The organism is Sulfuritalea sp. (assembly GCF_031426875.1).
Classification (GTDB): Bacteria; Pseudomonadota; Gammaproteobacteria; order Burkholderiales; family Rhodocyclaceae; genus Sulfuritalea.
On the sequence record NZ_JASJPC010000024.1, the window covers coordinates 48148 to 60626 of the forward strand.

Consider the following 12479-nt stretch of genomic DNA (forward strand, 5'->3'; position numbering starts at 1 on the left):
TGATGCTGCCGCCTTCGGTCACGCTCGCCGCCGAGGCGGTCAGGGTCACGATGGTGGCATCGGCATCGTCGGTGACGTCGGTGCTGACCGTGCTGCTGATCGTCTTGGCTTCGAAGTTGCCGCCGGTGGCGCTGGTGATGCCGACCGTCAGGGTGTCGGTGCCCTGCAGGTAGGCGTCGTCGGCGCGCACGGTGTAGGCGGTGCTGTCGGCGGTGCTGTCGCCCACGGCGATGGTGATGATCTTGCCGTTGTCCAGGGTGACCACCAGCGGGCTGCCGGTGACCGGGTTGTTCACCGTCGCGGTGTAGATGATGCTGCCGCCTTCGGTCACGCTCGCCGCCGAGGCGGTCAGGGTCACGATGGTCGTCTCAGGCACCTCCCCTATCGGCGCGTTCCCAAAACCTCGTTCCGCATTCTCCTCGGCACCTAAGACGTCTTCGCCAGGAATGTCGCCCAGCCGTCCTCCATCCCTGATTCCAAATGCGTACCCCAAAGGATCAATGGCCTCGACAATACGCAACAACTGAACAAACGAATGGCTATCATCCAAATTGCCAACAATTCCCGCACGACCTGCGGCAGTTTCTTCCAGAAGTCTGTCGAGGCTATTACCTTCTGCAATCGCGCGGGAAATATCATCCAGTTCGCCAGCACGTTGCGGCAAAAGGGCAGCCTCCTTTGCATCCAGTATCCGGCCACCAAGTACCATGTCGTCCAGCGTGACAGCTTCCCGATTGCGGAGAAAGTAGGCAGTACCGTCATTAAGGGCCAACTCGACGCGACCGGCTTCAGAGGTCTGGATCACATCCCCCTCGTACACCGGATCACCGACCTTTAGCAGGCGCGTCGCACCGTCGAGCCCCTTGGCGGAGACCTGTCCCTGAACCAACGAGACCTTGCCAACAAATGCGCCTGATTCAGCCATGATGATTGCTCCGCACGAGACTATGGAATGCTCGTGACTCTACCTGCAGGAAGCAACACCCGCTATTGGACCAAAGGACAGTATCGGGGGAATCAGGTCGGCCGTTGGCCGTTGATGATCAAGGCAAGGTGTAGTCGGTCCCGCGCATTGAGTTTCCGGAACACAGAACCTACGTGAGCTTTCACCGTACGTTCGGTGATATCCAGCTGACGGGCGATTTCCTTGTTGCTGGAACCCCTGGCAACCGAGCGAGCTACTTCCTGCTCACGTCTGGTCAAGGCAGGCAAATGGTCAACGCGGTGAGGTTCGTTCAGCGGCAACTTAGCTGTCGGAATTCTTGCCATGGCTGCCTGAGTAGATGCAAGCAACCTCTGCATCAGCGCTTCACCAATCCATAATCCACCAGCCCGGACAACATTTGCGACCTGACGCAGATTCGGCGCTGTTGCGTGCGCATTGCAGTAGCCGCGAATACCGGCTGAAAACATGGCGAGCGCTTCTTCGCTGTCAGGACGATTCGCCAGCACGATAATGCGGGTAGCGCCGACTGCCTTGCGCAGTGCGGTCAACTGCTCCAGCGCCGGGGGGCCATCATCAAGTCTCAGCCACACGAGTGCCGCAGCAGATGGCAGTTTGATCGAAGCTCCAGGACAGGCTACCGCCGCCGACGGAAACGCCTGCAACCAGCGCGGCAACGCCGCTCCCGACGGAGACACAAAAAGATGCTGAATGGGGCGAGATGAACGAGACGGCACTGCATTCAACGCTCAGTCAGCGCCCCCTGCTTGGCTCTGAGCACCGGCTTCAGCAGATAAGCAAGAATGCTCTTCTGCCCGGTGATGATATCCACCTCGGCAACCATTCCGGGGATGATAGGCAAATTGGCACCGAGAGAGGACTTGTTGGTACGCACCTTGACGAGAAAAAAGGTATTCCCTTTCTCATCCGTGATCGAATCTGCGCCGATATGCTCCAGTTTCGCCTCGAGGCCACCATATGTGGAAAAATCATAGGCAGTGAACTTAACCATGGCCGGCTGGCCGGGACGCAAAAAAGCGATGTCCTTCGGGGCGACCTTGGCTTCCAGAATCAATGCGTCGTCGAGTGGCACAACCTCGATCAAGTCTCTCCCGGGCTGTACAACCCCACCCACCGTGTTCACCAGAAGCCGCTTGACGGTACCCTTGACCGGCGAGCGTACTGCAGCGTGCTTCACCTTGTCGGCGAGAGCCACTCCACCTTCGGTAAAGGCGTTGAGTCTGGCCATGGTGTCGCCAAGGTCCTTGCGCACTTCGTTGCGGGCGTTCAATTCGATCTCCTCGATCTTGCGTGACGCCTCCGCCATCGCCGCTTGCGAGCGCAATATCTGTGCTGCGGCCATGTCACGCTCACCCCTGAAACGAGTCGTATCTCGCTCCAACCTCAGTAATTCGACTTCGGATACCGCCCCCGAATTGATTAACGGTTTGGTAAGCGTCAATTCCTTGGCCGTAAGTTCATATGCTTGGGAGGCTTGTTCGCGTTTGACACGCATTTCCGAGAGTTCCTGCTGGCGTTGCACCAATTGCTGACGAGCGATCGATATCTGTGCCTCGACGTTCGACCGCGCAGTTTCATACAGACGCTGTTCATCCTGAACCGTTTTCGGGTCCTCAACCAGCACTTCCGGTGGAGGAACGAAAGGCAATCCTTCGGCCAATGCACGCAAACGTGCGGCCTTTGCTGTCAACGCAAGGTACTGCGAACGATTCTCACGTACCGATGACTCGAAGCGCGTCGGGTCGACGCGCAATAGAATTTGTCCCGCATCGACAACCTGGCCTTCCGTGACGTTGATTTCAACCACGATCCCGCCGTCCAGGCTCTGCAGTATCTGTATTTGACTTGATGGAATCACCTTGCCGTCGGCCTTGGTGATCTCGTCGACCAGGGCGACCGCCGTCCACATGACGAACAGCGCCAGTGCAATCAAGATGGTCCTGACCAATACCCGAGCCCGCAACGGCTCCTGGTGGATCATGAAGTAGTCGGCATCCTTGACAAAATCCGCCTCACGAATTTCCGGATTCTCTTCCCAGTCGGCCAACCAGCGGTCCACGCTCGGCTGCACCCGCAACCGGATCACTTCGAGCCAGTTCCGAACGCGGCCAACCACACCCAAGAATCGTTGCGCCAAAGCCTCAAGGCTCATGTCGCCCTCCCAACCCGCCCGGACTGGAGCGACTCGACCACCTGCTTCCGGGGGCCGTCGGTCACGATCTTGCCGTCGTCGATAACAATCATCCGCTCAGCCAGATCAATCAGGCTCATGCGGTGGGTCACGATGATCATGGTCTTGTGTTGCATGAAGCGACGCAGGCTTTCCTTGAACTGGCTTTCCGAGGTGAAGTCCATGGAACTGGTCGGTTCATCGAGCAGCAACACCGGTGGATCAAGCAGTACAGCACGGGCGATCGCAACGCCCTGGCGCTGGCCGCCGGACAGCGAAGCGCCGCGCTCCCCGATTACCATGTCGTAACCTTCGGGGTGCCGATTGACGAAATCCGTCAGACCGCCGACTTCGGCCGCAGTGACGATTGCCAGATCGTCGGCGTAAGGAGCACGCAAAGCAATATTATCCCGAAGGCTGCCGTAGAACAGCAGCGTATCCTGCTCAACATAACCGACATTGCGCCGTAAATCGGCAGGATCTAGCTGCCGCAAATCGACGCCGTCGAGGAAAACCGCCCCTTCCGTTGGCTGGTAGAGCCCCAGCATCAGCTTGTGCAAAGTGGTCTTGCCCGATCCGACCCGCCCGAGCACAACCACTCGTTCGCCAGGTCTGATGCGAAACGAAACACCGCGCAACACTTCTTGAGTGTGGCCAGGATAAGAAAAGCTGACATTACGAAATTCGATTTCACCGCGAATTTCAGGGCGATGAATAAACGAACTTTCCTCCGAGCGCTCGCCCGGCGTCGTCATGGTCGTCTCTAACGCAGAGAGAGCCATCTTGGCATTCTCGAATTGCATCAGCAAACCCACCACCTGGCCCAATGGCGCCATGGCGCGACCAGCAAGCATGGTGCAGGCAATCAGCCCACCCATTGTGAGCCAACGCTCGTGTATCAGATAGACCCCGGCGATGACTATCGTCAGGCTAACCAGCTGCGTCAGCGTCGCGGCTCCGTTCATGGCGGACGAGGAAAGCAGTCGCAGGCGGGCGCTGGTCCGCGCCAGAAACGCCGCTGTCTTTTCCCACTTCGCCTGCATCAGGCCCTCGGCTCCGTTGGCCTTGATCGTTTCCAGGGCCGTCAGGCTTTCCACCAATGTGGCATTACGCAAGGCCGCGGCGCGGAAAGTGGTTTCCGACAGTTCGCGCATCTTGTACTGGATCACGTAGCTATAGATCAGCACCCCAATGATGCCGAGTATCGGCAGGATCACCAGCGGCCAGGATATCCAGAGAATGACCAATAAAAAAAGTATCGCGAACGGCAGATCGATCACGGCGGTCACGGTGGCCGAGGCGATGAAATCCCGTACGGTCTCAAACGAACGCAAATTGGAAGCGAAGGACCCCACCGATGCCGGACGATCGGCCAGTCGCATGCCCAACACGCGCTCCATGATCAGAGCCGACAACTTCAGGTCGATCCGGGAACTGGCCAGATCGACAAAGTGTCCCCGCAACAAGCGGATGGCGTAGTCGACACCGAGCACCAGTAACAATCCCCCAGCCAACATCCACAGCGTCTCGACCGCGTTGTTGGGCACCACGCGGTCATACACGTTCATGGTGAATATCGGCATCGCCAGCGCAAAGACATTCACCAGGGCGGCGGCACCCAGAATGTCGCGATAGACCGGTAACTGTTCCATGATCGCGCCCCAAAACCAATGCCGCTGGGCGACTTCGACTACCTCCGGCGTGCGCTGATCGAAGCGGAAATGTGGCCGGGCAAACAGCGCAATGCCCGCATAGCGTGCCGCCAGAGTTTCACGCGACAGCAATACCGCACCCTGAGCGGTATCCGGGAACAGCAATCTGGCGTTGCCGCCGTCCTCGTCCCAGTCCAGCAAAATGCAGGCTTCATTGCCATTGAGTAGCAGGATGACGGGCAGCAAGGCCACGTCTATCTTGTCCAGAGGACGCCGTACCAGCTTGCTGGCGAACCCCGCCCGCTGCGCCGCACGAACAAACAGGGAAGGCGTCAATCCCTCGGCAGGCAGGGGCAAACCAGCCGTCAGTGCCGCGGGGGTACTCGGTCGTCCATGTATGCGCGTCAGCTCGACCAGGCAATCGAGCAGGGGATCGTGGTGAAGCAGATCCTCGCGGACCCCATCGACTCGCGCGTACAGCCCGAGACGCCGTTCCGGACCAGCATAGTCCGGATCATCGCCTTGGCGGCGATCGGCACCATCCCACTTGGCACCTGGACTCATGTCCACCTCGCTTCAGGCCGTCGAAAAGCTCGCGCGGATCCATCCATATTAGATTCCCGCCAATACCGTACAGAGAAGTATGGATTATGCCTTCAAACCTTCCGATTGCGAGTCGTCGCGCATAAAGCGATGAATCACTACATCATGTCAGATCGCAGACAGGCGAGCCGCACTTTCACACTTTGTGCAGCCTGCGCGCCAAATTGGCGACTGCCATCCACTTGTTCGCAGAACGGCTTGACGACGAACTCAAACGCTGGGTGCGAAAGCGCCCGTCATCAAACGATCTCAGCCCGCCAGCGCCGCCTTGATCTGTTCCAGGGTCGACGGATCGTCGATCGTGGTCAGGTCGCCCGCATCGCGTCCTTCGGCCAATGCCTGAATCGACCGGCGCAGCATCTTCCCCGAGCGTGTCTTGGGCAGGCCCGTAACGAAATGAATCCGTTTCGGCCGTGCAATGGCACCCAGACTGTTGTCGACCGCTTTCTTGATCTCCGCCTCCAGCGCGGTACGCAATTCAAGGGTGGCAACCCGCGCCGCGTCCTTGACCACCACGAAGGCGACCGGTTCCTGACCCTTCAACTGATCATTGACGCCCACCACCGCGACTTCGGCGACCGCTGTGTGGCCTTGTACCGCCTCTTCGATCTCGCGCGTGCCAAGACGATGGCCGGCAACGTTGATGACGTCATCGGTGCGGCCGAGAATGTAATGATAGTTCTCCTCGTCCCTGATGCCCCAGTCAAAGGAGGAGTAGACCAGCGGTTCCTTGAACAGACTGAAATAGGTACTGACAAAGCGCTCGTCGTCGCCCCACACGGTGGACAGGCAACCCGGCGGCAACGGCGGGACGATGCCGACGATACCCTTTTCATTGGCGTCGCACACCGTGCCGTCTTCGCGGAAGATGCGCAAATCGTAGCCATAAACCGGGAAACTCGGCGTGCCGAACTTGATCTTGGTGTCCTCGACGCCGCGCACGGCGGACAACATCGGCCAACCGGATTCGGTCTGCCAGTAATGGTCGATCACCGGCAACTTCAATTCGCCCATGATCCATTCGTGGGTCGGCTGGTCCAGCGGTTCGCCGGCGAGGAACAGATGCTTCAGCGAAGACAGGTCGTACTTGTGCAGCCAGCTGTTGTCGCTCTTCTTCAGCACGCGAATCGCAGTGGGCGCCGAGAACATGACGCTGACTTTGTATTTTTCGACGAGTTGCCACCAGATTCCGGGGTCCGGACGAATCGGCGTGCCTTCGTACATCACGGTGCACATGCCGGCGATCAGCGGACCGTAGACGATGTAGCTATGGCCGACCACCCAGCCGATGTCGGAGGTGGAGAACATCGTCTCGCCCTCGAAGCCGGTGAAAATATGCTTCATGGACGATGCCAGGGCGACTGCGTAGCCGCCGGTGTCGCGCTGCACACCCTTGGGCTTGCCGGTGGTACCCGACGTGTAGAGGATGTAGGACGGCTCGGAGGATTCCATCCAGACGCAGTCGACCTGGGCATCCATGTGCTGGGTGCGCAGACTGGAGTAATCGACGTCACGCCCCGCAATCTTCGGAAAGTTCTGGTCAAGGCCGCGGTCGACCATCAACACCTTCTGGGGCGGGAACTCGGCCAACTTGCAGGCCTCGTCGAGCAGATTCTTGTAGGGCACCGCCTTGCCGCCGCGCATGCCCGCATCCGCCGACACGATCAGCCTGGGCTTGGCGTCGTCGATGCGAGTTGCCAGCGAACCCGAGGCGAAACCGCCGAACACCACCGAATGGATGGCACCGATGCGCGCGCAGGCAAGAATGGCAAAGGTCGCCTCGGCGATCATCGGCATATAAATCAGCACGCGGTCGCCCTTGACCACGCCGAGCGACTGCATGAGCGCCGCCATGCGCATCACTTCCGCCTTCAACTCGGCGAAGGTGTAGATCTTCTCCTCGTTGGTCTCGGTCGAGACGTAGATCAGTGCGCGGTCATTGGGGCGCTTGGCGGCATGGCGGTCGACGGCGTTGTAACAGAGGTTGATTTCGCCGCCGGAGAACCACTTTACAAACGGCGGCTTGCTGTAATCGCGGATCGTCTGTGGCGACTTGTGCCAATCGACAAGTTTCGCCTCGTCAGCCCAAAAGGCCTCGGGCTGCTCGATGGAACGCTTGTAAAACTCGCTGTATTTTCCCATGACATTCCTCGCTGAATTTTTTTGTAAGGGTAAACGCTTGCTGACTTCAGGCCGCAATATTGACCACGACACGGCCTTTGGCCCGCCCCTGGATATAGTCGTCAAATGCCGATGGCAAATCGGCGAATGCAATGTCGCGGATCATCCGGTCCGAGCCAGGTGCCAGATGGGCCGGGCGCATGTCCGTCGCAAGATGTCGCCACACTTCCGCCCGCAGCGCCATAGGACAATTTACCGAATCGATTCCGAGCAGACTGACGCCGCGCAGGATGAAAGGCATGACCGTGGTGTTCAGGCTGAAGCTTGCGGCGAGGCCAATCGAGGCCAGCGTTCCGCCCACCTGCATGGTGCTGGCCATCCAGGCCAACACATCGCCGCCCAGATTGTCGACCGCGCCGGCCCAGGTTTCCTTGGCCAGCGGCTTGATCTTGGCCAGGTCGAGCGACTGGCGCAGCAGCACCTCCTTGGCTCCCAGGCCTTTCAGATAGTCGCTCTCGGCCTCCTTGCCGGTCAGGGCGACGACGTGATAGCCGCGCTTGGCAAGTATTTCGATCGCAATGCTGCCGACCCCGCCGGTGGCGCCCGACACCACCACCGGCCCCTTGTCCGGGGCCAATCCGTCGTGCTCCATGCGCACCACTGCCAATCCCGCCGTGAAGCCAGCGGTACCCAAAGCCATGGCGTCATGCAAGGAAAGACCGGGCGGCAGCTTGACTACCCAGTCGGCCGGCAGGCGCGCCTGTTCCGCATAACCGCCATGGTGTGCCACACCGATGTCGTAGCTGGTGGCCAGGATCTCGTCGCCGGCCTTGAAACGGGGATCCGTGCTGGCCTTTACGCGGCCGGCGAGATCGACGCCGCCGATACAGGGAAAGCGTCGAATGATGCGTCCCGCCCCGGTCGCCGCCAGGGCGTCTTTATAGTTGATGCTGGAGTGAGTCACGTCGATGGTGACTTCGCCGGGATCAAGTTGCGACTCGTCCAGGTCGACGAATCGGCTGACAATCTTGCCTTCCTCCTGATTGATCAGGTAAGCCTTGAAACTCACGGTAATCTCCTCGAATTCGAGCCTTGACAGCACCCGATTTTATTGTCGTATTCGGACTGGAGCGATCGATTATAGACAGCCGAGACTTACAAGACCCTGAATCAGCATGTAATGTGGGGTTTACAGCCTATCCCGGTCGGGGCTATAGTCCGCCCCCATGCAAGGCCTACCCATCCATGCGGTGAGAGCTTTTCTGCTCGCCGCCGTGCTGATCTCCCCCTGTGCTCATGCCGACGAACCGATTCTGGTTCCACCGCCATCGCAGGTGTCCTTCGTGGACCGCGCCACGGCAACTGCACAGGGTGCCATCGATCAGGCCATGGATCTGCTCGGCATCCGCTATCGGCGCGGCGGCAGTTCGCCTGAAGCCGGTTTTGATTGCTCCGGTTTCGTCAGTCATGTCTTCCGCGAAGGCCTGGGGCTGGTACTGCCGCGCAGTTCCAAGGAAATGAGCAAGGCAGGTGACCCCATCGGCCGGGACGAGCTCCGCCCCGGCGACCTGGTCTTCTTCAATACCATGCGCCGCGCCTTCTCCCACGTCGGCATCTATCTCGGCAACAACCAGTTTGTCCATGCACCGCGCAGCGGCGGACATGTCCGCATCGAAGACCTGAGCGAGGGTTACTGGAAAAAACGCTTCAATGGAGCTCGTCGCGTTAATCCCGACCAGCCCTAGCACCTGTCCAGATACCAGCCGCGCGCTGGTTTTATTTTGACTTGATATTGCGAATGATTCTTAATACAATTCTTAAGAATCTCAACTCGGCCTGGAACTGAACACTATGAACCTATCTCGCCTGCTTCTCGCCTTGCTTGCTCTCAGCGTAACTGCCACTGCCTCGGCACAGGAAAAAGTCCTCAATCTCTACTCGGCCCGCCATTACCAGACGGACGAAGCGCTCTATGCCAATTTCACCCGGCAGACCGGCATCAAGATCAACCGCATCGAAGCCAAGGAAGACGAGTTGCTCGAACGCATCCGCAACGAGGGCGCCAACAGTCCGGCCGACATTTTCCTCACGGTCGATGCAGCGCGCCTTGCCAAGGCAGACGAGTTGGGTCTTTTTGCACCGGTGAAGTCCAAGCTGCTGGAGCAGCGCATTCCGCCCAATCTGCGCAGCCCGGACTGGTTTGCCTTCTCGACCCGAGCCCGCGTCATTGTTGCCAACAAGGAACTGGTCAAGGCCGAAGATGCACAAAATTACGAAGACCTCGCCAGTCCCAAGCTGAAGGGCAAGGTCTGTTCGCGCTCGGGCAGTCACCCCTACAACATCTCGCTGATGGCCTCATTGGTCGCACACCTGGGCGAAGCCAAAGCAGAGGAGTGGGCGCGTGGCGTCGTCGCCAACTTCGCACGCTCGCCGAAAGGCGGCGACACCGACCAGATCAAGGCCGTCGCCGTCGGCGAATGCGGCGTGGCGGTGTCCAATAGCTACTACCTGGCCCGCCTCCTACGCTCGGACAAGGCGGAAGATCGCCGCCTGATGGAGCGCGTCGCCATCATCTGGCCGAACCAGAAAAGCTTTGGCGCCCACATCAACATCTCCGGCGGCGGCATGCTGAAGACGGCTCCGAACAAGGAAGCGGCGGTCAAGTTCCTCGAATACCTGGCCAGCGACGATGCGCAGCGCTATTTCGCCGACGGCAACAATGAATGGCCCGCCGTCGCCAGCGTCGCGGTGAAGAACCCGGCGCTGGAAGCCATGGGCAAGTTCAAGGCCGACAGCTTGCCGGTCGCCACCCTGGCGAAGAATTCCGCCGCCGCACAGCGAATTTACGACCGCGCCGGCTGGAAATAGCCACTATCGATCGGCCTCTGGGCGCATAGAGGCCGATCGATCGCCGTAGCGCCAGCGCCAACTCTTGTCGGCCACTGTTCATCCGAACGAAACAATCTGTTCCTGAACCGGGATTTCTTGCCATGACGAATGTCTCTATAGTCCGGTCTTCGCCAACCAGAACCGGAGAACAGCATGTCCAAGCCAGAGATCGCCGCAAAAAACCCCTTCGCCGTCGATGTAGAGAAGGGCAAGGATTACTACTGGTGCGCCTGCGGCAAGAGCAAGTCGCAACCGTTTTGTGACGGCAGCCACAAGGGTTCGGAATTCAATCCGGTCAAGTACACCGCCGCAGAGAGCAAGACCGTGTATTTCTGCGGCTGCAAGCACAGCGCCAACGGCGCGCTGTGCGACGGAACCCACAAGTCGCTCTAGCAGGAACTGACCTCGCTGCGCCCGGCGGCAATCTGCCGGGCCAGCAGGATGATCGGCAGCAGGCCGACCGCGACGATGGCCAGCGCCGCGCCTGAAGCTTCGGCCAGGCGCTCGTCGGCCGCCAGGGTAAAGGTCTGCGTCGCCAGCGTGTCGAAGTTGAAGGGACGCATCACAAGAGTAGCCGGCAGTTCCTTCATGACGTCGACGAACACCAGTAGCGAGGCAGTCAGCAGGCTGCCGCGCATCAACGGCAGATGGACGCGGCGCAGGGTTTCCCCCGGACCGCTGCCGAGGCTGCGCGCCGCCGACTCCATGCTGGGCGTGATGCGACCCAACCCGGCCTCCACGGTCTGCAGCGCAATCGCCAGGAAACGCGCGAGATAGGCATACACCAGTGCGGCGATGCCCCCGGTCAGAATCAGGCCCGGATTGGCCCCGGTCATTTGCTGCCAGAGGCCGGCCAGCAAATGATCGAGCCGGGTCACCGGAATCAGCACGCCGACGGCGATCACCGAGCCCGGCACCGCATAGCCGAGACCGACGACGCGGCTCGCCAATCTCGGCAGCTTGTGCCCATCGCGCGCGGCGAAGCCGAGCAGCAGCGCCAACAGCGCAGCCAGCCCGGCGGTCAGTGCCGCCAGCGAAAAGCTGTTCCTCGCCAATACCAGAAAGCGCCCGGTAAAGCTGCCGGCATCTTCGCCGGCATCGCCCAGCGACAAACGCAGCAGCAGCACCGCCGGCAAGCCAAAGCCGATCAGCACCGGAATCGCGCAGCCGATCTGCGCCAGCAGCGCATGCCAGCCGGTCAGCACTTGACGCGTGGCGCGACGTCGACCGCTGCTGTCGTGATAGCGGGCGCGGCCGCGGCTGATACGCTCCAGCAGGATCAGCAGCGCGACGAAGCCGAGCAGAGCCGCGGCCAACTGTGCCGCGGCAACGCGGTCACCCAGCGAGAACCAGGCGCGATAGATGCCGGTGGTGAAGGTTTCCACCGCAAAGTAGGCCACCGTGCCGTAATCGGCCAAGGTCTCCATCAATGCCAGCGCCATGCCGGCGGCGATGGCCGGACGCGCCAGCGGAATCGAAACGCGCCAGAACCCCTGCCAGGGATTGAGGCCGAGCGCGCGTGCCGCCTCGATCATGCCGCCGGCGCGTTCGAGAAAGGCGGTGCGCACCAGCAAGTACACATAGGGATAAAGCACGCAGGAAAACAGCACAATGGCGCCGCCGAGCGAACGCACATCGGGAAACCAGTAGTCGCCCATTTTCCAGCCGAAGCTCTCGCGCAGCCCGGTTTGTATGGGGCCGACGAACTGCAGGAAATCGGTATAGGTGTAGGCCAGCACATAGGCGGGCATCGCCATCGGCAGCAGCAGTGCCCATTCCGCGACGCGCCTGCCGGGAAAGTCGTTCAAGGCCACCAGCCAGGCGGCCCCGGTGCCCATCGCTGCGACGCCGATGCCGACCCCAAGGCAGAGCCAGACCGAATTCGCCACATACTCGGGCAGCACGGTGCTCATCAAATGACGCCAGGTTTCCCCAGTGCCGCCGGCGAGCAAATTGGCGCCAACGGCGAGCACAGGCAGCGCGACCAGAACAGCGAGCGCGAAGGCGAAGGCGGAAAGAGGTGAGGTGGAGAATGAACGAGCCACGGCCAGCCGATTATAATTGAGACTCATTCTCCACA

10 protein-coding genes are annotated in these 12479 nt (G+C 60.3%); 3 read left to right on the plus strand and 7 right to left on the minus strand.

The features are described from left to right. From RMO95_RS11445 to RMO95_RS11470, 6 genes are all read right to left on the minus strand, one after another. Positions 1-925, minus strand: a 925-nt coding sequence (locus tag RMO95_RS11445) for a retention module-containing protein (protein WP_310450763.1), incomplete at its 3' end; no start/stop codon positions are given. A 92-nt stretch (positions 926-1017) separates the two neighbouring features. Continuing rightward, positions 1018-1680, minus strand: a complete 663-nt coding sequence (locus RMO95_RS11450; protein WP_310450796.1) for a response regulator transcription factor — start codon at positions 1678-1680, stop codon at positions 1018-1020. 5 nt (positions 1681-1685) lie between these two features. Next, on the minus strand, positions 1686-3116 hold the full coding sequence (locus RMO95_RS11455) for an HlyD family type I secretion periplasmic adaptor subunit (protein ID WP_310450764.1): 1431 nt from the start codon (positions 3114-3116) through the stop codon (positions 1686-1688). Continuing rightward, a complete protein-coding gene (locus tag RMO95_RS11460; protein ID WP_310450765.1) occupies positions 3113-5350 on the minus strand; it encodes a type I secretion system permease/ATPase in 2238 nt (745 codons plus the stop codon). The genes RMO95_RS11455 and RMO95_RS11460 overlap by 4 nt, the downstream gene beginning before the upstream one ends. Positions 5351-5638: 288 nt before the next feature. Next, positions 5639-7603: a propionate--CoA ligase gene (locus tag RMO95_RS11465; protein WP_310450766.1), complete on the minus strand. Its 1965-nt coding sequence runs from the start codon at positions 7601-7603 to the stop codon at positions 5639-5641. After that, positions 7578-8579, minus strand: coding sequence for an oxidoreductase (locus RMO95_RS11470; protein WP_310450767.1), 1002 nt, complete (start codon positions 8577-8579; stop codon positions 7578-7580). The genes RMO95_RS11465 and RMO95_RS11470 overlap by 26 nt, the downstream gene beginning before the upstream one ends. A 274-nt stretch (positions 8580-8853) precedes the next feature. On the opposite strand from RMO95_RS11470, the gene RMO95_RS11475 reads away from it, so the two are divergent. The 3 genes from RMO95_RS11475 (at position 8854) to RMO95_RS11485 (ending at position 10792) form a co-directional block, all read left to right on the plus strand. After that, a complete protein-coding gene (locus RMO95_RS11475) occupies positions 8854-9255 on the plus strand; it encodes a C40 family peptidase (RefSeq protein WP_310450768.1) in 402 nt (133 codons plus the stop codon). A gap of 106 nt (positions 9256-9361) precedes the next feature. Continuing rightward, entirely contained in the window at positions 9362-10378 is a 1017-nt protein-coding gene (locus RMO95_RS11480; protein ID WP_310450769.1) for a Fe(3+) ABC transporter substrate-binding protein, read from the plus strand. A 174-nt stretch (positions 10379-10552) separates the two neighbouring features. Further along, positions 10553-10792: a CDGSH iron-sulfur domain-containing protein gene (locus tag RMO95_RS11485; RefSeq protein ID WP_310450770.1), complete on the plus strand. Its 240-nt coding sequence runs from the start codon at positions 10553-10555 to the stop codon at positions 10790-10792. Here RMO95_RS11485 and RMO95_RS11490 read toward each other — a convergent pair. Then, positions 10789-12471, minus strand: a complete 1683-nt coding sequence (locus RMO95_RS11490) for an iron ABC transporter permease (RefSeq protein WP_310450771.1) — start codon at positions 12469-12471, stop codon at positions 10789-10791. The two genes, RMO95_RS11485 and RMO95_RS11490, sit on opposite strands and share 4 nt — an antisense overlap. Between the last annotated feature and the right edge of the window lie 8 nt (positions 12472-12479).

Excerpts from the sequence above, each read along its gene's own strand:
- RMO95_RS11455 (WP_310450764.1), bottom strand. The coding sequence starts at position 3,116 with ATGAGCCTTGAGGCTTTGGCGCAACGATTCTTGGGTGTGGTTGGCCGC.
- RMO95_RS11460 (WP_310450765.1), bottom strand. The coding sequence starts at position 5,350 with ATGAGTCCAGGTGCCAAGTGGGATGGTGCCGATCGCCGCCAAGGCGAT.
- RMO95_RS11480 (WP_310450769.1), top strand. The coding sequence starts at position 9,362 with ATGAACCTATCTCGCCTGCTTCTCGCCTTGCTTGCTCTCAGCGTAACT.
- RMO95_RS11485 (WP_310450770.1), top strand. The coding sequence starts at position 10,553 with ATGTCCAAGCCAGAGATCGCCGCAAAAAACCCCTTCGCCGTCGATGTA.
- RMO95_RS11490 (WP_310450771.1), bottom strand. The coding sequence starts at position 12,471 with ATGAGTCTCAATTATAATCGGCTGGCCGTGGCTCGTTCATTCTCCACC.